The organism is Streptomyces sp. NPDC029041 (assembly GCF_040637515.1).
Lineage (GTDB): Bacteria > Actinomycetota > Actinomycetes > Streptomycetales > Streptomycetaceae > Streptomyces.
The window spans coordinates 235,931-255,217 of the sequence record NZ_JBEZWO010000006.1 but is presented as its reverse complement, the minus strand read 5'-3'; the positions used below and the strand labels follow the sequence as shown (position 1 = coordinate 255,217).

General features: G+C 71.8%; 15 protein-coding genes. 6 read left to right on the top strand and 9 right to left on the bottom strand.

What is annotated here, in order from left to right; translation table 11 throughout:
- Positions 1–30 precede the first annotated feature (30 nt).
- From AB0F04_RS17295 to AB0F04_RS17280, 4 genes are all read right to left on the bottom strand, one after another.
- On the bottom strand, positions 31–2,160 hold the full coding sequence (locus AB0F04_RS17295) for a 3-hydroxyacyl-CoA dehydrogenase NAD-binding domain-containing protein (RefSeq protein ID WP_362042359.1): 2,130 nt from the start codon (positions 2,158–2,160) through the stop codon (positions 31–33).
- Positions 2,157–3,374, bottom strand: coding sequence for an acetyl-CoA C-acyltransferase (locus AB0F04_RS17290; protein ID WP_362042357.1), 1,218 nt, complete (start codon positions 3,372–3,374; stop codon positions 2,157–2,159). Before AB0F04_RS17290 ends, AB0F04_RS17295 begins: the two co-directional genes overlap by 4 nt.
- Before the next feature lie 208 nt (positions 3,375–3,582).
- The gene (locus AB0F04_RS17285) at positions 3,583–4,617 is read right to left on the bottom strand and encodes a LacI family DNA-binding transcriptional regulator (RefSeq protein ID WP_362042355.1); all 1,035 of its coding nucleotides are present in this window, start codon (positions 4,615–4,617) and stop codon (positions 3,583–3,585) included.
- Positions 4,614–7,019 (bottom strand): glycoside hydrolase family 2 protein, encoded by a 2,406-nt coding sequence (locus AB0F04_RS17280; RefSeq protein WP_362042353.1) that lies wholly within the window; start codon positions 7,017–7,019, stop codon positions 4,614–4,616. The genes AB0F04_RS17285 and AB0F04_RS17280 overlap by 4 nt, the downstream gene beginning before the upstream one ends.
- A gap of 163 nt (positions 7,020–7,182) precedes the next feature.
- On the opposite strand from AB0F04_RS17280, the gene AB0F04_RS17275 reads away from it, so the two are divergent.
- The 3 genes from AB0F04_RS17275 to AB0F04_RS17265 are packed head-to-tail and all read left to right on the top strand — an operon-like array spanning position 7,183 to position 10,273.
- A complete protein-coding gene (locus tag AB0F04_RS17275; RefSeq protein ID WP_362042351.1) occupies positions 7,183–8,496 on the top strand; it encodes an ABC transporter substrate-binding protein in 1,314 nt (437 codons plus the stop codon).
- Complete coding sequence (locus tag AB0F04_RS17270) at positions 8,496–9,446, top strand: sugar ABC transporter permease (protein WP_362042349.1); 951 nt, start codon at positions 8,496–8,498, stop codon at positions 9,444–9,446. The genes AB0F04_RS17275 and AB0F04_RS17270 overlap by 1 nt, the downstream gene beginning before the upstream one ends.
- Positions 9,443–10,273, top strand: a complete 831-nt coding sequence (locus tag AB0F04_RS17265; protein WP_362042348.1) for a carbohydrate ABC transporter permease — start codon at positions 9,443–9,445, stop codon at positions 10,271–10,273. The genes AB0F04_RS17270 and AB0F04_RS17265 overlap by 4 nt, the downstream gene beginning before the upstream one ends.
- Positions 10,274–10,357: 84 nt before the next feature.
- Here the strand turns inward: AB0F04_RS17265 and AB0F04_RS17260 are convergent, their stop codons facing one another.
- The 3 genes from AB0F04_RS17260 to AB0F04_RS17250 form a co-directional block, all read right to left on the bottom strand.
- The gene (locus AB0F04_RS17260) at positions 10,358–11,647 is read right to left on the bottom strand and encodes a ribonuclease D (protein WP_362042347.1); all 1,290 of its coding nucleotides are present in this window, start codon (positions 11,645–11,647) and stop codon (positions 10,358–10,360) included.
- Between the two features lie 187 nt (positions 11,648–11,834).
- Positions 11,835–12,497, bottom strand: a complete 663-nt coding sequence (locus AB0F04_RS17255; protein WP_003993737.1) for a response regulator transcription factor — start codon at positions 12,495–12,497, stop codon at positions 11,835–11,837.
- 356 nt (positions 12,498–12,853) lie between these two features.
- Positions 12,854–13,528, bottom strand: a complete 675-nt coding sequence (locus tag AB0F04_RS17250) for a DUF3000 domain-containing protein (protein ID WP_362042345.1) — start codon at positions 13,526–13,528, stop codon at positions 12,854–12,856.
- A gap of 102 nt (positions 13,529–13,630) precedes the next feature.
- On the opposite strand from AB0F04_RS17250, the gene hemE reads away from it, so the two are divergent.
- Entirely contained in the window at positions 13,631–14,698 is a 1,068-nt protein-coding gene (gene hemE, locus AB0F04_RS17245; protein WP_362042344.1) for a uroporphyrinogen decarboxylase, read from the top strand.
- Between the two features lie 114 nt (positions 14,699–14,812).
- Positions 14,813–15,145 (top strand): hypothetical protein, encoded by a 333-nt coding sequence (locus AB0F04_RS17240; RefSeq protein ID WP_053667853.1) that lies wholly within the window; start codon positions 14,813–14,815, stop codon positions 15,143–15,145.
- A 126-nt stretch (positions 15,146–15,271) separates the two neighbouring features.
- On the opposite strand, the gene AB0F04_RS17235 is transcribed toward AB0F04_RS17240, so the two are convergent.
- Both AB0F04_RS17235 and AB0F04_RS17230 read right to left on the bottom strand, forming a co-directional pair.
- Positions 15,272–16,660, bottom strand: a complete 1,389-nt coding sequence (locus AB0F04_RS17235; RefSeq protein ID WP_362042342.1) for an FAD-dependent oxidoreductase — start codon at positions 16,658–16,660, stop codon at positions 15,272–15,274.
- A 27-nt stretch (positions 16,661–16,687) separates the two neighbouring features.
- Positions 16,688–17,680, bottom strand: coding sequence for a DUF4349 domain-containing protein (locus AB0F04_RS17230; RefSeq protein ID WP_362042340.1), 993 nt, complete (start codon positions 17,678–17,680; stop codon positions 16,688–16,690).
- Between the two features lie 159 nt (positions 17,681–17,839).
- Between AB0F04_RS17230 and hemG the strand changes: the two genes are divergently transcribed.
- Positions 17,840–19,285 (top strand): protoporphyrinogen oxidase, encoded by a 1,446-nt coding sequence (hemG, locus tag AB0F04_RS17225; protein WP_362042339.1) that lies wholly within the window; start codon positions 17,840–17,842, stop codon positions 19,283–19,285.
- Positions 19,286–19,287: the final 2 nt, after the last annotated feature.

Sequence of the window (19,287 nt, the reverse complement as noted above, 5' to 3'; positions counted from 1 at the left end):
GTGCGCCCCGCCCCCCTCAGGAACAGCGCGTTACGCCGGGACGCTCGCCACGCCCTGCGCCAGGAACCTCTTGCCGTTCACGCGCTCCGAGACACCCTCGCGGTCCAGGTACGGCGTGATGCCGCCCAAGTGGAAGGGCCAGCCGGCGCCCGTGATGAGGCACAGGTCGATGTCCTGGGCCTCGGCGACGACGCCCTCGTCGAGCATGATGCCGATCTCCTGCGCCACCGCGTCGAGCACGCGGTCGCGGACCTGCTCCTCCGTCAGGACGGTGTCGCCCTGCTTCAGCAGCGCCGCCACCTCCGGGTCGAGCTCCGGCTTGCCGGAGTCGTAGACGTAGAAGCCGCGCTTGCCCGCCTTGACGACGGCCGCGAGGTTCGGGGAGACCGTGAAGCGGTCCGGGAACGCCCTGTTGAGGGTTTCCGAGACGTGCAGGCCGATCGCGGGGCCGACCAGCTCCAGCAGGACCAGCGGCGACATGGGCAGACCGAGCGGCTCGACGCCCTTCTCGGCGACCTCGACGGGGGTGCCCTCGTCGATGATGTTCTGGATCTCGCCCATGAAGCGGGTCAGGATGCGGTTCACGACGAACGCCGGGGCGTCCTTGGTGAGGACCGCGGTCTTCTTCAGCTTCTTGGCGACGGCGAAGGCCGTGGCCAGCGAGGCGTCGTCGGTCTTCTCGCCGCGCACGATCTCCAGCAGCGGCAGGACCGCGACCGGGTTGAAGAAGTGGAAGCCCACGACCCGCTCGGGGTGCTGCAGCTTCGACGCCATCTCCGAGACGGAGAGGGACGAGGTGTTGGTCGCGAAGATCGCGTGCGCCGGGGCGACCGCCTCGACCTCGGCGAACACCTGCTGCTTGACGCCGATCTCCTCGAACACGGCCTCGATGACGAAGTCCGCGTCCGCGAAGCCCTCGGCCTTGTCCAGCACACCGGACACCAGCGCCTTGAGGCGGTTGGCCTTGTCCTGGTTGATCCGGCCCTTGCCGAGCAGCTTGTCGATCTCGGCGTGGACGTAGCCCACACCCTTGTCGACGCGCTCCTGGTCGATGTCCGTGAGGACGACCGGCACCTCCAGGCGGCGCAGGAACAGCAGCGCGAGCTGGCTGGCCATCAGACCGGCGCCGACGACGCCGACCTTGGTGACCGGGCGGGCCAGGTTCTTGTCCGGGGCGCCGGCCGGGCGCTTGCCGCGCTTCTGCACCAGGTTGAAGGCGTAGATGCCGGAGCGCAGTTCGCCGCCCATGATGAGGTCGGCGAGGGCCTTGTCCTCGGCGTCGTAGCCCTGCTGGAGGTCGCCGTTCTTGGCGGCGGCGATGATGTCCAGCGCGCGGTAGGCGGCCGGGGCCGCGCCGTGCACCTTGGAGTCCGCGATGAAGCGGCCCTTGGCGACGGCCTGGTCCCAGCCCTCGCCGCGGTCGATCACCGGGCGCTCGATCTGGATCTCGCCCTTGAGGACGGTCGCGGTCCAGATCAGCGACTGCTCCAGGAAGTCAGCACCCTCGAAGATCGCGTCGGCGATCCCGAGTTCGTAGACCTGCTTGCCCTTGAGCTGCTTGTTCTGGTTGAGGCTGTTCTCGACGATCACCGAGACGGCCTTCTCGGGGCCGATCAGGTTCGGCAGCAGCGTGCAGCCGCCCCAGCCGGGCACCAGGCCGAGGAAGACCTCGGGCAGCGAGAACGCCGGCAGGGCCGCGGAGACGGTGCGGTAGGTGCAGTGCAGACCGACCTCGACACCGCCGCCCATCGCGGCGCCGTTGTAGTACGCGAAGGTCGGCACGGCCAGCTGGGACAGCCGCTTGAAGACCTCGTGGCCGCCCTTGCCGATGGCGAGCGCGTGCTCGTACTCCTTGAGGATCTCCACGCCCTTGAGGTCGGCGCCGACCGCGAAGATGAACGGCTTGCCGGTGATGCCGACGCCGGTGATCTCGCCGTCCGCCGCCTCCTTCTCGACCTGGTCGATCGCGGCGTTGAGGTTCGCCAGCGATGCCGGGCCGAAGGTGGTCGGCTTGGTGTGGTCGTGGCCGTTGTCCAGGGTGATCAGGGCGAAACGGCCCGCACCCAGCGGCAGGTCGAAGTGGCGTACGTGCGCACTCGTGACGACCTCGTCCGGGAACAGCTCGGAAGCCTGCTTCAGAAGCTCGGCGGTGGTGCTCACTTGTCCCCCTCGAAGTGCGGGTTCTCCCAGATGACCGTCGCGCCCATGCCGAAGCCGACGCACATGGTGGTCAGGCCGTAGCGGACGTGCGGCTGCTCCTCGAACTGGCGGGCCAGCTGCGTCATCAGGCGGACGCCGGAGGAGGCCAGCGGGTGGCCGAAGGCGATGGCGCCGCCGTACTGGTTGACGCGCTCGTCGTCGTCGGCGATGCCGTAGTGGTCCAGGAAGGCCAGGACCTGGACGGCGAAGGCCTCGTTGATCTCGAACAGGCCGATGTCGGAGATCGACAGACCGGCCTGGGCCAGCGCCTTCTCCGTCGCCGGGATCGGGCCGTAGCCCATGACCTCCGGCTCCACACCCGCGAAGGAGTAGGAGACCAGGCGCATCTTCACCGGGAGGTCGTGCTCCCGCGCGAAGTCCTCGGAGGCGATGAGCGAGGCGGTGGCGCCGTCGTTCAGACCGGCCGCGTTACCGGCGGTGACCCGGCCGTGGACGCGGAACGGGGTCTTCAGACCGGAGAGGTTCTCCAGGGTCGTGCCCGGGCGCATCGGCTCGTCGGCGGTGACCAGGCCCCAGCCCGTCTCACCGGCCTCGGCGTTGGTGCGGCGGACCGAGACCGGCACCAGGTCGGCCTGGATCTTGCCGTTGGCGTACGCCTTGGCGGCCTTCTCCTGGGAGCGCACGGCGTACTCGTCGGCGCGCTGCTTGGTGATCTGCGGGTAGCGGTCGTGGAGGTTCTCCGCAGTCATGCCCATGAAGAGAGCCGACTCGTCGACCAGCTTCTCCGAGACGAACCGCGGGTTCGGGTCCACGCCCTCGCCCATGGGGTGGCGGCCCATGTGCTCGACACCGCCCGCGATGGCGATGTCGTAGGCGCCGAAGGCGACGGAACCGGCGACCGAGGTGACGGCGGTCAGGGCGCCGGCGCACATGCGGTCGATGGAGTAGCCCGGCACGGACTGCGGGAGACCCGCGAGGATCCCGGCGGTGCGGCCGATGGTCAGGCCCTGGTCACCGATCTGCGTGGTCGCGGCGATGGCGACCTCGTCGATCTTCTTCGGGTCGAGTCCGGGGTTGCGGCGCAGCAGCTCCCGGATCGCCTTCACGACGAGGTCGTCGGCACGGGTCTCGTGGTAGATGCCCTTCGGGCCCGCCTTGCCGAACGGGGTGCGGACGCCGTCGACGAAGACGACGTCCCTGACGGTACGAGGCACGATGGCTCTCCTCCAGGGTCAGGATCTGCATTGCTGCTGCGATGCGCTGAGCGCGCGCTCAGCCCCATGCTACTTATGAGTAACGTGACTGCACACCCCTGGCAGGCGGAGCGGTGAAGGTCACACCCCATGAGGGCAGCGCCCTGCTTTCAGGGGCGCGGGGAACTGCGCGAGCAACCACACACGGCCCGCACCCCCGTACGGGCCCCTACCGAGGCGGCGCAGTGGACCCCCGAGGCGTCAGCACAGGAGTCGGCACAGGATGCGACCCACCCTCACCCCCGGTGATCACCGAGAACAGCGTCCTGGCCACCTCCGCTCCAAACCCGTGCACGTCATGGCTCATGGCCGACAGCGTCGGATGCGTCAGCCGGCACAGCTGCGAGTCGTCCCAGGCCAGCAGCGACACGTCCTCCGGCACCCGAAGCCCCATCTCCGCCGCCACCGACAGGCCCGCCACCGCCATGATGTCGTTGTCGTACACGATCGCCGTCGGCCGGTCGGCCGGTGCCGCGGTCAGCAGCGAGCGCGTCGCCCGCGCCCCCGCGTCCCCCGAGAAGTCCGTCGCCACCTGCCACGCCCCGGCCAGCGCCAGCGCCCCCGCCGCCTCGTCGAACGCCGCCGTCCGGATCGCCGTGTGCCCGAGGTCCGCCGCCCCGCCCACCCGGGCGATGCGGCGGTGCCCGAGGGCGGCCAGATACCGCACCGCCTCCGCCACGGCCGTGGCGTCGTCCGTCCACACCGACGTGAGCCCGCCGGTGAGCGAGGGATGGCCGACGGCGACCGCCGGCATCCCGAGGCGCTGCGTCATGGCCGCCCGCGGATCGTCCGCGCGGAAGTCGACGAGGATCGACCCGCCGATCTGCCGCGCCCGCCACCACGCCTCCTGGACGCCCACCTCCTCGTCCATGTTCCGCACCAGCCTCAGCAGCAGCGAGCTGGAGTGCTCGGCCAGCACGCTCTCCACGCCGGAGACGAACTCCATGTACCAGGGTTCGAGTCCCAGGACCCGCGCCGGCCGGCACACCGCCAGGCCCACCACGTCCACCCGTGATCCGGCCAGGGTCCGCGCCGTGAGGCTCGGCGCCCAGCCCAGTTCGCGCGCCGCCCGGAAGATGCGGTCCCGGGTGGCTCCCGAGAGCCCGGGCTTGTGGTTGAAGGCGAGGGACACGGCGCCCTTCGAGACGCCGGCGCGCGCGGCGACGTCCTTGATGGTGACGCGAGGGGGTGGCGTTGCCGTCATCGGGTGGGCTCCACGCAGTACAGGGCCGAACGGGCGGTCTCCGCGTCCGGAGTCTTCCAGCCGCGCACCCCGATGGTCACCTCTTCGCCCGGCAGCAGGGTGACGAGCCCCCGGTCGGCCCGCGCCCCCGGCTCCAGCCGGTCCGCCTGCAGCAGCAGGTCCCGGACCAGGGTGCGAGCGGTCACGGTGATGCCGTCCGGGGCGAGCGCGACATCGAACTCGGGCTGCGGATAGGCGACGTCACGGTCCGGCAGCGGGAAGTACACCGCCCGCAGCCCTCCCCCACTCTCGGCTTCGCTCGAGCGGGGGGACCCCCACACGTCGGCGACCAGGAACTCCTTCGGCCCGGCCGGCGTCAGCGCGCGCGGCACCTCGACCCGGGCCACGGCCCGTGGCCCGGCCGTGAACTTCACACCCGTCCGCCCCAGCACCTCGCCCGCCACCGACATCCGGCGCAGGGTGAGCGCCCCCGTCCAGTCCCCGGCCGCCTGGTTGACGGCGGCCAGCTCCAGGCCGCCGTCCCCCGCCAGGAACGTGGGCAACCGGTCCGCGTACAGCCGCCGCAGCTCGTGGTACAGCGGCTTCTCCCGGCCGTCCCCGTCGATCGCCGCCCAGGACGTCACCGGCCAGCAGTCGTTGAGCTGCCAGACGATCGTGCCCGCGCACACCGGCCAGTGCGCACGCCAGTGTTCGATCCCGGCCGCGATCGCCCGCGCCTGGTTGAGCTGCATCAGGTAGTGCCACCGGCCGAAGTCGCCCTCCGGCACGGCGAAATGCCGCGCGAGGCCCCGCTCCAGCTTGCCGTTGCCGTCGTCGGCCTTCTGGTGGTGCAGCATGCCGGGGGAGTCCGGCGCGAGCTCCTCCCCGGGCAGGGCCCGGCGCAGCGTGCTGTACGCGGGCGGCGCCTGCCAGCCGAACTCGGCGACGAAACGCGGCACGCTCAGCCGGTAGTCCGCGTAGTCCTCCCGGTTCCACACCTCCCACGAGTGGTGGGTGCCGTGCGCCGGGTCGTTCGGGTGGTGGTCCCACGACCCCGACCAGGGGCTGCCCGCCGTGTAGGGCCGGGTCGGGTCCAGCTCGGCCACCACGCGCGGCAGCATGCCCAGGTAGTAGCCCTCGCCCCAGGAGTCCCCGGCCAGTCGCGGCTCCCACTCCCAGTCCCGGAAGCCCCACAGGTTCTCGTTGTTGCCGTTCCACAGCACCAGCGAGGGGTGCGGCATGAGCCGTACGACGTTCTCCCGCGCCTCGGCCTCCACCTCGCCGCGCAGCGGCTGCTCCTCCGGGTAGGCCGCGCAGGCGAACGGGAAGTCCTGCCAGACCAGCAGCCCGAGTTCGTCGCAGGCGTCGTAGAAGTCCTCGCTCTCGTAGATCCCGCCGCCCCAGACCCGTACGAGATCCACGCCCGCGCCGGCCGCCTGCGCCAGGCGCTCCCGGTAGCGCTCGCGGGTGATCCGGGACGGGAAGACGTCGTCGGGGATCCAGTTGACGCCCCGCGCGAAGAGCCGCTCGCCGTTGACGACGAGGGTGAAACCGGTGCCGTGCGCGTCGGGTCCCCGGTCCAGGTCCACCGTCCGGAAGCCGATACGCCGCCGCCACACGTCCAGGGTGTCCTCGCCCTGCAGCAGCTTCAACTCGACCTCGTACAACGGCTGTTCACCATACCCGCGCGGCCACCACAGCTCCGCGTCCGGCACCCGCAGTCGTACGACCCCGCCCGCCCCCTCGATCTCGGCCCGCGCCCGCACCCCCGCGACGGTCGCCTCCACGGCGAGGGGGGCCTCGACCCGGGTCCGCTCCACGTCCACGGCCAGCTCGACGACACCGGCGCTCTCCTCGACGGTCACCAGGGGGCGCACCCGGGCGATCCGGGCCGTCGACCACCGCTCCAGGCGCACCGGCCGCCAGATCCCGGCGGTCACCAGGGTGGGCCCCCAGTCCCAGCCGAAGGAGCAGGCCATCTTGCGCAGGTACTGGTAGGGCTCCGCGTAGGCGGCCGGCCGCTCGCCCAGCCGGCCGCGCACGGCCTCCGCCTCCGCGTACGCCGAGACGAACCGCACGGACAGCCGCCCGGACAGGCCCGTCACGTCGAACCGGTACGAGCGGTGCATGTTGCGGACCTTGCCCAGCAGCCGCCCGTCCAGGGAGATCTCGGCGACGGTGTCGAGCCCGTCGAAGACCAGGTCGGTCTGCTCCTGCGCCGACGAGCCGTCGAGGTCCCGCTCGTACGTCCAGTCGCGGCGCCCCACCCAGGCCACCTCGGTCTCGTTGCGGCCGAGGAACGGGTCCGGGATCACCCCGGCCGCCATCAGGTCGGTGTGCACGCACCCCGGCACGGCGGCCGGCAGCCTGTCCGAGTCGTGCCGCAGGATCCATCCGTCGCCGAGCGGTGTGGCCTCCAGCATGCGCACTCCCTTAACCGGTTCAGTGAAGAGTCGGGTGTCGCTTTCGCATCGTTGGCGGAATTGGGACTTTACCGGTTGAGCAAGCGCTGTCAGAGTTCCGAACCAGCCATACCGCACGTGCTCGTCCGTCCCGAGTTCCCCTCAGCGAACGGAGCTGATGCACATGAACCGCCGTACCCTCCTCGCCCTCGTCGCGGGCGCTGCCGTGCTGGCCTCCGGCTGCACCGGCACCGGAGGCTCCGCCAAGGGCGCCGACGCCGAGGCGCCCGACGATCCCGCCAAGGTCAGCGGAACCATCACCGTCCTCACCCATCGCACCGACCTCGTGCAGGACGGGACGATGAAGAAGTACGCCGCCGAGTTCAACAGGACGTACCCCAAGGTGAAGGTCGAGTTCGACGGCATCACCGACTACGAGGGCGAAGTCAAGATCCGTATGAACACGGAGAACTACGGGGACGTCCTGATGATCCCCTCGGTGATCGAGAAGAAGGACTACCCCAGGTTCTTCGCCTCGCTGGGCAGCGAGGCCGAGCGGAGCGAGAAGTACCGCTTCACCGACTTCACGACGGTCGACGGCAAGGTCTACGGCCAGAGCCCGCTCGGCGCCCTTCCGGGGTTCATCTACAACAAGAAGGTGTGGAGACAGGCCGGGGTCACCGAATGGCCCACGACTCCGGCCGAGTTCCTCGCCGGCCTCGAGGCGATCAAGTCGAAGACCGACGCGATCCCCTACTACACCAACTTCAAGGACAAGTGGCCGCTCAGTCAGTGGACGGGCGTCAACGGCTCGGTCGGCTGTGACGAGCAGGCCACCACCAGGCTGGCCGAGGGCAACCCCTGGGCCGAGGGCGCCGACCTGCGCGTGGCGGACACCCTGCTGTACGACATCGTGCACGAAGGGCTGGTCGAGAAGGACCCGACGACCACCAACTGGGAGGCGTCCAAGCCCAAGCTGGCCAAGGGCGAGATCGCCACCATGTGGCTCGGCTCCTGGGCGGTCATCCAGATGCAGGGCGCGGCGAAGCAGGCCGGCGCCGACCCGGACGACATCGGGTTCATGCCTTTCCCCGCCCAGAAGGACGGCACGTTCTGCGCGGTGACGTCGCCCGACTACAACCAGGCCGTCAACGTCAACTCCTCACACAAGGAGGCCGCCCGCGCCTGGATCGACTGGTTCACCGAGAAGTCCGGCTACGCGCAGGACAACCTGGCGCTGTCCCCGCTCAAGGACGCCCCGCTGCCCGGCGTCCTGAAGCCGTACGAGGAGGCGGGCGTCAAGCTCCTCGAACTCGACGACAGCAAGGGCGCCGAGGTGAAGACCATCGACAACCGGTCCGAGATCGGCATCTACCAGCCCGACTACCGTCAGGAACTCGTCGACCTGGCCCGCGGCGCCAGGAAGGGCGACCCGGACGACTTCCTGGACGGCCTCGGCGAGAAGTGGACCGAGACGCAGAAGTCACTGGGGTCCTGATGACGGGCGCCACCGAGACGGCGGCCGTCGAGGCCGCCGCGCAGGCGACCGCCGCCCCGGCCCCGGCTCCCGCCCCGCGCCCGGCACGTCTGCGGCGCGGGGCCACCCCCTGGCTCTTCCTGCTCGCCCCGCTCACTCTCCTGATCGTCTTCACCTACGCACCGATCGCCAACATGGTCGCGTACAGCTTCACCGACTGGGACGGAGTGAGCCCCGAACTGCACTACACGGGCGCCGAGAACTACACCGAACTCTTCACCCGGTCCGAGCTGTTCGAGGTCTTCTGGGTCAGCGGCTACTACCTGGCGGCCTCCGTCGTCCAGATCGTCGCCGCCCTCTACTTCGCCACGATCCTCAGCTTCGACGTCCGCTTCCGGAACTTCTTCAAGGGCGTGCTGTTCTTCCCCTACCTGATCAACGGGGTGGCGATCGGGTTCGTCTTCCTCTACTTCTTCCAGGACGGCGGCACCCTCGACTCGGTGCTGAGCCTGTTCGGCGTGGAGAGCGACCGGGCCTGGCTCGGCACCCCGGAGTCGGCGAACACCTCCCTGGCCGGCGTCTCCGTCTGGCGCTACCTGGGCCTGAACTTCGTGCTGTTCCTCGGCGCGATCCAGTCGATCCCCGGGGAGCTGTACGAGGCGGCCGAACTGGACGGCGCGAACCGCTGGCACCAGTTCCGCCACATCATCGCGCCGGGCATCAGACCGGTGCTGTCCCTCACCGTGATCCTCTCGATCTCGGGCTCCCTGTCGGTCTTCGAGATCCCGTACATCATGACGGGCGGCGCGACCGGCACCGAGACGTTCGTGATCCAGACCGTGAAGCTGGCGTTCCAGTTCAACAAGACGGGGCTCGCCTCGGCGGCCGCGGTCGTGCTGTTGCTGATCGTCCTGGCGGTGACCTGGGTGCAGCGGCGCCTCGCCCCCGACGACAAGGTGGACCTCGTATGACCCCCCGCGCGGTGACCCGCGCCCTCGTGTACCTGTCGCTGATCGCCGCGACCGCGGTGGTCCTGCTCCCGCTCGCCGCGGTGTTCCTGACGTCCCTCAAATCCGAGCGGGAGTTGGCCGACGGCAGCGGAGCGCTCGCACTGCCCGACGACCCGTTGAACGTCCACAACTACGTGACGGCGTTCCAGGACGGCAGGATGCTCTCGGCCTTCGGCAACACGGCGATCATCCTGGTCGTCGCCATCGGCGGCACGGTCCTCATCGGCTCGATGACGGCCTACGCCATCGACCGCTTCCGGTTCCGCTTCCGCAAGGCGGTCCTGGCCCTGTTCCTGCTCGCCGCGCTGGTCCCCGGTGTGACCACACAGGTGGCCACCTTCCAGATCGTCAACAGCTTCGGCATGTTCGACAGCCTGTGGGCGCCGATCGCCCTCTACATGGGCACGGACATCGTCTCGATCTACATCTTCCTGCAGTTCGTCCGGTCCATCCCGGTCTCCCTCGACGAGTCCGCCCGTCTGGACGGTGCCAGCGCCTTCACCGTCTACCGCCGGATCATCTTCCCGCTGCTGAAGCCGGCGATCGCCACGGTCGTGATCGTGAAGGGGATCACCGTCTACAACGACTTCTACATCCCGTTCCTCTACATGCCGTCCGAAGATCTTGGCGTGATCTCGACGTCGTTGTTCCGCTTCAAGGGCCCGTTCGGAGCCCACTGGGAGACGATCTCGGCGGGCGCGATCCTGGTGATCGTCCCGACCTTGGTCGTCTTCCTGTTCCTCCAGCGGTTCATCTACAACGGTTTCACCCGGGGAGCGACCAAGTGATGGTGCCCCGAAGGGGCGTGGGGAACTGCGCGACAAGCCGAAAACCACCCCGCAGCCGCCGTACGACGAGAAGCCCGACGGCGGCTAGGCCTCCTTGACGGACAGCGCCTCCACGAGAACGGGCGTCACCTGCTCCACCTGCCACGGCCGGGCCCCGTGCCCGGCCAGCGCCGCAGCGACGGACTCGGCGTCCACCACCGCCGGAGGCTCCCAGCACACCCGCCGCACCGTGTCCGGCGTGATCAGGTTCTCCTGCGGCATGCCCAGCTGCTCGGCCAGCGCCGACACCCCGGCCCGGGCCGCGGACAACCGCGCCGCGGCCGCGGGGTCCTTGTCGGCCCAAGCGCGCGGCGGCGGCGGGCCGGCCACCGGCTGCCCCGGCTGCGGCAGCTGCGCCTCGCTCAGCGCCTTCGCCCGGTCCACCGCCGCCTGCCACTGCTCCAGCTGTCGCTTGCCCACGCGGTGGCCGAAACCGTTCAACGCGGCCAGCGCGTGCACATTGGCCGGAACCGCCAGCGCGGCCTCGACGATGGCCGCGTCCCCGAGCACCTTGCCCGGCGAGACGTCCCGCCGCTGCGCGATCCGGTCCCGGGTCTGCCACAGCTCGCGCACGACGGCCAGCTGCCGCCGCCGGCGCACCTTGTGCATGCCGGACGTACGCCGCCACGGGTCCTTGCGGGGCTCGGGCGGCGGAGCCGAGGCGATCGCGTCGAACTCCTGGAGGGCCCACTCCAGCTTGCCCTGCCGGTCCAGCTCCTTCTCCAGCGCGTCGCGCAGGTCGACGAGCAGTTCCACGTCGAGCGCGGCGTACCGCAGCCAGGGCTCGGGCAGGGGCCGGGTCGACCAGTCGACGGCGGAGTGCCCCTTCTCCAGCACGAAGCCCAGCACACTCTCGACCATCGCGCCGAGGCCGACCCGGGGAAACCCGGCGAGCCGCCCGGCCAGCTCCGTGTCGAACAGCCGGGTCGGCACCATGCCTATCTCGCGCAGGCAGGGCAGGTCCTGGGTGGCGGCGTGCAGCACCCACTCGGCGCCGGACAGGGCCTCGCCGAGGGCGGACAGGTCGGGGCAGGCGACGGGGTCGATCAGGGCCGATCCGGCGCCCTCGCGGCGCAGCTGCACGAGGTAGGCGCGCTGCCCGTAGCGGTAGCCGGACGCGCGTTCGGCGTCGACGGCCACGGGCCCGGAACCCGCCTCGAAGGCGGCGACCGCCCGGGCCAGTGCGGTCTCGTCCGCGATGACGGGCGGAATGCCCTCTCGCGGCTCCAGCAGAGGGGTCGGCGCCTCCGTAGCAGAAGATCCGCCGTCGTCCGGAGGGGCGCCTCCGGTGGTTCGCAGTGAGCTGTCTGCTGCGGTGTCGTGGGCGTCGGTCACATGTCAAGGGTATCCGTGTATGGACAGCGCCCGCCGACGGAACGTTCCGGCGACGGGCGCTCGAGGGTCGCAAACCAGTCATGTCGGGGAAGCAGCGGGTTCACGAACCGAGGGTGGCGTGGACGGGGCCGACGGCCGGTCCCGTGTCACGTGAGACGGGATCACCGAGGGGTCACGGCGCAGCGGGTCAGTGGATGATCCCCGTCCGCAGCGCCACCGCGACCATGCCCGCGCGGTCGCCCGTGCCGAGCTTGCGGGCGATGCGGGCGAGGTGGCTCTTGACGGTCAGGGCGGACAGGCCCATCGAGACGCCGATCGCCTTGTTCGACTGCCCCTCCGCGACCAGCCGCAGCACCTCGACCTCACGACCGGACAGTTCGCGGTAGCCGCCCGGGTGGCTCGGGGCACCCGGGGGGCGGCGGTGCAGTCGTGCGGCGGCGGCGCCGATGGGGGCGGCGCCCGGCCGGGTGGGGAGCCCGACGTTGGTACGGGTGCCGGTGACGACGTAACCCTTCACGCCGCCGGCGAGTGCGTTGCGCACGGCGCCGATGTCGTCGGCGGCGGAGAGGGCGAGCCCGTTGGGCCAGCCCGCGGCGCGGGTCTCCGACAGGAGCGTGAGGCCGGAGCCGTCCGGCAGGTGGACGTCGGCGACACAGATGTCGCGGGGGTTGCCGATGCGGGGACGAGCCTCCGCGATGGACGAGGCCTCGATGACGTCGCGCACACCGAGCGCCCACAGGTGGCGGGTGACGGTGGAGCGGACGCGGGGGTCGGCCACGACCACCATGGCGGTCGGCTTGTTCGGGCGGTAGGCGACCAGGCTTGCGGGCTGCTCGAGGAGAACGGACACCAGGCCTCCTGGGGTGCGGGACGGGGCCGGCTCGTGGGGGGTGAAGCCGGGACGAACCGTGCTTTCAAGGTCACAGTCGTCTTCGGCACCGAACGCGTCCGCCTTTAGAGAATGATCACGAATCGGTGATAACAATCCGTGCAATTCGGACACGCGGTCGATCATTCGAAGGTCGAACGGTTTCGGTCTGTGTCGATACGCGGTTGAAAGTGGCCGTATCGACAAAGTGATTCGGCCAAGAGGGGTACTCAGGTGTGATCGTCGACCGGACATGGTTGACCGCCCCGCACAAGGTCGATCAGTGCGGGGCGGTCAGAGGGCGATCAGGGGCCGGTCAGGGGCCGGTCAGGGGCCGGTCAGCGGGACTGCGGGCCTCGCCGCTGGGGCAGCGTCACCACCGAGGCGTCTCCGGGAACGGCCGGGGGCAGCCCCGCGATCTGGGCGAGCAGATCGCACCAGGCCGCCAGGTGCGCGGCCGTGTCCGGGACGCCGCCCAGGCCCTCGCGCGGCGTCCACGACGCACGGATCTCGATCTGCGAGGCGGCCGGGCGCGCGGAGAGCCCGCCGAAGTAGTGGGAGCTCGCGCGCGTCACCGTGCCGCTCGGCTCTCCGTAGGCCAGCCCGCGCGCCTGGAGCGCGCCGGTCAGCCAGGACCAGCACACCTCCGGCAACAGCGGGTCCGCCGCCATCTCCGGCTCCAGCTCCGCACGCACCAGCGTCACCAGCCGGAACGTGCCGCGCCAGGCGTCGTGCCCGGCCGGGTCGTGCAGCAGCACCAGCCGGCCGTCGGCCAGATCCTGGTCACCGTCGACGACCGCGGCCTCCAGCGCGTAACTGTGAGGAGCGAGCCGCCTGGGCGGGGGCGTCGGCTCGATCTCGATCTGGGGCCGCAGCCGCGCCGCCCTGAGCGCGTCGACGGCGGCCCGGAAGGGCAGCGGGGCGGAGTCCGCCTCCCGCCGGTCGTTCTCGGTGTCCTTCGCTTCGTCCATTCCGCCAGCGCCGTCCGACAGTCGTCCCTGAGCCGCAGCCATGCGGGAAGATTACGGGGACCGGAGCCCGGGTGCGGGGCTAGACACCCCGCGCCTCTCCAGGGGCTGAATCACGCCGTTCGGCGGCGTGCGAAACTTGGCCCCGTGAGTGCCAACGACGCCCCTCGGGCCCAGCAGCCGTCCGCCGCATACGACTCCGCCTTCCTCAAGGCCTGCCGGCGCGAGCCCGTGCCGCACACACCGGTGTGGTTCATGCGGCAGGCCGGGCGCTCACTGCCGGAGTACCGGAAGGTGCGCGAGGGCATCCCGATGCTCGAGTCCTGCATGCGGCCCGACCTGGTCACGGAGATCACGCTTCAGCCGGTGCGCCGGCACGGCGTGGACGCGGCGATCTACTTCAGCGACATCGTCGTCCCGCTGAAGGCCATCGGCATCGACCTGGACATCAAGCCCGGCGTCGGCCCGGTCGTCGAGCGCCCGATCCGCACCCGGGAGGACCTGGCGCAGCTGCGCGACCTCACCCCCGAGGACGTCTCCTACGTCACCGAGGCCATCGGCCTGCTCACCCGCGAACTCGGCGCCACGCCCCTCATCGGCTTCGCCGGCGCCCCCTTCACGCTCGCCAGCTACCTCGTCGAGGGCGGCCCCTCGCGTACGTACGAGAACGCCAAGGCGATGATGTACGGCGACCCCGGGCTGTGGGCCGACCTGCTCGACCGCCTCGCGGACATCACCGCCGCCTTCCTCAGGGTGCAGATCGAGGCGGGGGCCTCGGCGGTCCAGTTGTTCGACTCCTGGGCCGGTGCGCTGGCCCCCGTCGACTACCGCCGCTCGGTCCTGCCGGCCTCGGCGAAGGTCTTCGAGGCCGTCGCCGGGTACGGCGTGCCGCGCATCCACTTCGGGGTCGGCACCGGCGAGCTGCTGGGCCTCATGGGCGAGGCCGGCGCGGACGTCGTGGGCGTCGACTGGCGTGTCCCGATGGACGAGGCCGCCCGCCGGGTCGGCCCCGGCAAGGCACTCCAGGGCAACCTCGACCCGACCGTGCTGTTCGCCCCGACGGAGGCCGTCGAGGCCAAGACCCGCGAGGTCCTGGACTCGGCGAAGGACCTCGAGGGTCACGTCTTCAACCTCGGCCACGGCGTCATGCCGTCCACGGACCCGGACGCGCTGACGCGGCTCGTGGAGCACGTGCACACGCTGACCGCGCGCTGACGTGGGGCCCGATCGGCCGCTTCGGTGAACGCGGCCGCACGGGCGTGCGTATGTGTCGGCAACCGCCCGCGGCGCGGGGAAGGCGGGTCGCGGGGCCGACGTGAGGAACAGGCGATGAACGACCGAGTGACCCCCGCGATGCACGCCCTGCCCGACGGGGAGGCGGAGCTGACACTGGTGGTGCGGCTGCCCTGGGAGGACGTGGCCCGCCTAGGCCAGGACGCGGGGCGGCTGGCGACCCAGCTGCGGCGGCCCGTGACGCTGGAGGAGGCGGTGAGCCACCGGCTGCGGTCGACCCGGGTGGCGTCGCACGCGAAGCCGGCGGGGGAGCAGCCGCCGGCGGTGACGGCCGGGGCCGCGTCGGTGTCCTCGTTGCCGTCGCGGCCGCCGGCGGAGCAGGCGCGGCAGGCGATCGACCGGATCACCGGTACGGCCGGGACTGCATAAGGCCGTTTCGCCGTAGGGGTGCGGGTGGGGCGGCGGCTGCGGGCGCGTGGTGGCTCGTCGCGCCCACGCGGCGGAGCCGCACATCGCTGCAGCCCCGCGCCCCTGAGGGCGTGGCCGCGCCCCGCCTCACGACGATCCGCGCACTTTCGCCGCCGCCTTGCGCGCCGCCACCAGGACCGGGTCCCAGACCGGGGAGAACGGTGGGGCGTAGCCGAGGTCCAGGGCGGTCATCTGTTCCACCGTCATGCCCGCCGTGAGGGCGACGGCCGCGATGTCGACCCGCTTGCCCGCGCCCTCCCGGCCGACGATCTGGACGCCGAGGAGGCGGCCCGTGCGGTGCTCGGCGAGCATCTTGACCGTCATCGGAGAGGCGTTCGGGTAGTAGCCCGCCCGGCTCGTCGACTCGATGGTGACGGACTCGAAGCGGAGCCCGACGCGGTGGGCGTCCTTCTCGCGCAGGCCCGTGCGGGCGATCTCCAGGTCGCAGACCTTGCTGACCGCCGTACCGACCACGCCCGGGAAGGTGGCGTAGCCGCCGCCGGCGTTGGTCCCGATGACCTGGCCGTGCTTGTTGGCGTGCGTGCCGAGCGGGATGTGCCGCTCCTGGCCCGAGACCAGGTCCAGGACCTCGACGCAGTCGCCGCCGGCCCAGACGTTCTCCTGCCCGCGCACCCGCATCGAGCGGTCCGTGAGCAGACCGCCGTGCGCACCCAGGGGGAGGCCGGCGGCCCGCGCGAGGGCCGTCTCGGGGCGGACGCCGATACCGAGCACGACGACGTCCGCAGGGAACTCGCTCTCCTGTGTGACGACCGCCCTGACCCGTCCCCCGTCACCGGTGAGGATCTTCGTGACCTCGGCGTCGTTCACCATCGTGATGCCGAGGCCCTCCATGGCCTCGTGCACCAGGCAGCCCATGTCCGGGTCGAGGGTCGACATCGGCTCGCTGCCCCGGTTGACGACCGTCACCTCGTAGCCGCGCTTGATGAGCGCCTCGGCCATCTCCACGCCGATGTAGCCGGCCCCGACCACCACCGCGCGGCGGCCACGCGTGCCCTCCAGCGTGTCGAGCAGCGCCTGGCCGTCGTCCAGCGTCTGCACACCGTGCACCCCGGCCGCATCGACCCCGGGCATGTCCGGCCGGATCGGCCGGGCGCCGGTCGCGATCACGAGTTTGTCGTACGACGTCCAGGACTCCTCGCCGGAATCGACGTCACGCGCGCGTACCCGCTGCCCGTCCAGGTCGAGTTCCGTCACCTCGGTGCGCAGGCGCAGGCCGATCTCCCGGGCGCGGTGCTCTTCGGGGGTGCGGGCGACGAGTTCGTCCCGGTCGGTGACGTCGCCGCCGACCCAGTAGGGGATGCCGCATGCCGAGTACGACGTGAAGTGGCCCCGCTCGAACGCCACGATCTCCAGCTCGCCGGGACCCTTCAGGCGGCGCGCCTGTGACGCCGCGGACATGCCCGCGGCGTCACCGCCGATGACGACCAGTCGCTCCCGTGCACGGCTCATGTTCATGCGAACACGCTACGGGAGCAGGGCACTTCAGTCCCCTTCACCCGGGTGTCGCGGGTGCGTGGACTCCGGCGCCGACTCCGGCGCCGGCCGGGCCGTCGGCAGCGGGCCGAGCGCGGTCGCCGTGGGCGCCGGCGCGGGGCGGCGCGGCAGGCGGGGGCGTACGACGCGCAGCCACAGCAGGACGATCAGCGCGGCCACCGCCGCGAACGGCAGGACCGCGCCGAACGCCACCGCGAGCCAGCGCAGCATCGTCACGAAGGCGCTCCAGCCGCCCGCGAGCGCGTCCACGAACCCGGGATCGCCGTCCTCGGCCGCCTTCTTCACCGGGGTCTCGGACAGCGACAGGGTGATGGTGGCCAGGCTGGTGCGGTCCTCCAGGGACTTCTGCCGGGCGAGCAGCGCCTCCAGGTCGGCCTGGCGGGTGCTGAGCTCGCCCTCCAGGGTCACCACGTCACTGAGCTTGGTGGCCTGGTCCATCAGCTCGCGGATCCGGGCCACGCTGGCGCGCTGCGTCTTGATCCGGCTCTCCACGTCCACGACCTGGTCGGTGACGTCCTCGGCCTTCGCGCTGCGGTCGAGGAGCTTGCCGGAGCCCTCCAGGCCGGCGAGGACCTCGTCGTACTTCTCGACGGGCACCCGCAGCACGACCCGGGTGCGCTCATGGCCCTCGGCATCCCGGGTGGTGGTCTCGTTGCCGACGTAGCCGCCCGCGTTCTCCACGCCGGTGCGGGCCTCGTCCAGGGCCTTCGGGACGTCCTTGACCCGCACGGTCAGGGAGGCCGTGCGGATGATGTGGCTGGCGGCGGGCTTCGGCGGCGCCGTCGCCTTGGCGCCGCTCGCGGGGCCGCCGGGGGCGGCCTCGCCCGAGACGCCCTTGTCGTCCGCCCCGTGATCGGCGGCGGAGTTGCTGCCGCCCGACGCGTCGTCCCCGGCGCTGCACCCCGTGAGCGCGAGGGCGGCCGCCACCAGGAGCGCGGCCAGGGCCGACGCGGGGTGTCGTACGGATCGTCGTGTGCGCATACGGGCATCCCCCCGAGGGTCGATTCTGCTGACGCTTCTTCGACGCCCGGGGGGTGCCGATCGTTTGGCCCGGGACGGTTCCGATGCGGTCACGGTCGGGACTCGTCGAGGACACCGGGGCGCGGCGGCGCTGTCGGTGGGGTCTGAGAGGCTGGGGGCATGCGCGAAATCCAAGGGCGGGTCGTCGTCATCGGAGCGGGTATCGCGGGGCTGGCCGCCGCACACCGGTTGCTGGACCGCGGGGCGCGGGCGACCGTGCTGGAGGCCTCCGGCCGGGTCGGCGGCAAGCTGCTGCCCGGCGAGGTCGCCGGCGCCCGCGTGGACCTCGGCGCCGAATCGCTGCTGGCCCGCCGCCCCGAGGCGGTGGAGCTCGCCCGCGAGGTGGGCCTCGCCGACCGCCTCCAGCCCCCGGCCACGGCGACGGCCTCGCTGTGGACCCGCGGTGCCCTGCGCCCCTTCCCCAAGGGGCACGTGATGGGCGTGCCCGGCACCGCGTCCGCCCTGGCCGGGGTGCTGTCCGAGGAGGGCCTCGCCCGCATCGGGCGGGACGCCGAGCTGCCCCGCACCGAGGTCGGCGACGACGTGGCGGTCGGGGAGTACGTGGCGCAGCGCCTCGGCCGCGAGGTCGTCGACCGCCTGCTGGAGCCCATGCTCGGCGGGGTGTACGCGGGTGACGCGTACCGCATCTCCATGCGTGCGGCCGTCCCGCAGCTCTTCCAGGTGGCCCGGAGCCACACCTCCCTGACGGCGGGAGTCCGCGAGCTCCAGGCCAAGGCGGCGGCGGCCCGGCAGACCGGCCCGGTCTTCATGGGCATCCGGGGCGGCGTCGGCACCCTGCCCCTCGCGGTGGCGGAGTCGGTCCTGGCCCGCGGGGGCGAGATCCTCACGGGTACGGCCGTGACCGGGCTGCGGCGCACCCCGGAAGGCGGCTGGCACGTCGTCTCCGGTGAGCGCGAGTGGTTCGCGGAGGCCGTGATCGTCGCCGCGCCCGCCCCCGAGGCCGCCCGGCTGCTGCGCGCCGAGAGCCCCGGGGCCGCCGCCGGGCTCGACGGCGTCGAGTACGCCTCCATGGCCCTGGTCACCCTCGCCTACCGGCGCAGCGAGACGGCCCTGCCCGACGGCAGCGGCTTCCTCGTACCGCCGGTCGACGGCCACACCATCAAGGCGTCCACGTTCGCCTCGCAGAAGTGGGGCTGGATCGCCGACGAGAACCCCGGCCTGGTCGTCCTGCGCACCTCCGTCGGGCGGTACGGCGAGACGGAGATCCTCGAGCGCGACGACAGCGAGCTGGCCGACGTCTCCCGGCAGGACCTGAAGGCGGCGACGGGCCTCGACGCCACCCCTGTCGCCACCCGCGTCACCCGCTGGGACGACGGCCTGCCCCAGTACCCCGTGGGCCACCACGCGCGCGTGGCCCGCATCCGCGAGCACATCGCCCGCCTCCCCGGCCTCGCCGTCTGCGGCGCCGCGTACGACGGCGTCGGCATCCCCGCCTGCATCGCGAGCGCGTACGCCGCCGTCGACCAGGTCCACGGTGACCCGGTCACTGTGCAGGAGCTCACCGCCCACCCGGTGCAGAGCCTGCACGGCGGAGCGGGAGAATGAGG

Bases quoted from the DNA above. Each gene is read 5' to 3' on its own strand.
- AB0F04_RS17285 (WP_362042355.1), bottom strand. From the start codon at position 4,617: ATGACGGCAACGCCACCCCCTCGCGTCACCATCAAGGACGTCGCCGCG.
- AB0F04_RS17280 (WP_362042353.1), bottom strand. From the start codon at position 7,019: ATGCTGGAGGCCACACCGCTCGGCGACGGATGGATCCTGCGGCACGAC.
- AB0F04_RS17275 (WP_362042351.1), top strand. From the start codon at position 7,183: ATGAACCGCCGTACCCTCCTCGCCCTCGTCGCGGGCGCTGCCGTGCTG.
- AB0F04_RS17270 (WP_362042349.1), top strand. From the start codon at position 8,496: ATGACGGGCGCCACCGAGACGGCGGCCGTCGAGGCCGCCGCGCAGGCG.
- AB0F04_RS17265 (WP_362042348.1), top strand. From the start codon at position 9,443: ATGACCCCCCGCGCGGTGACCCGCGCCCTCGTGTACCTGTCGCTGATC.
- AB0F04_RS17250 (WP_362042345.1), bottom strand. From the start codon at position 13,528: ATGGCTGCGGCTCAGGGACGACTGTCGGACGGCGCTGGCGGAATGGAC.
- AB0F04_RS17240 (WP_053667853.1), top strand. From the start codon at position 14,813: ATGAACGACCGAGTGACCCCCGCGATGCACGCCCTGCCCGACGGGGAG.
- AB0F04_RS17235 (WP_362042342.1), bottom strand. From the start codon at position 16,660: ATGAACATGAGCCGTGCACGGGAGCGACTGGTCGTCATCGGCGGTGAC.
- AB0F04_RS17230 (WP_362042340.1), bottom strand. From the start codon at position 17,680: ATGCGCACACGACGATCCGTACGACACCCCGCGTCGGCCCTGGCCGCG.
- hemG (WP_362042339.1), top strand. From the start codon at position 17,840: ATGCGCGAAATCCAAGGGCGGGTCGTCGTCATCGGAGCGGGTATCGCG.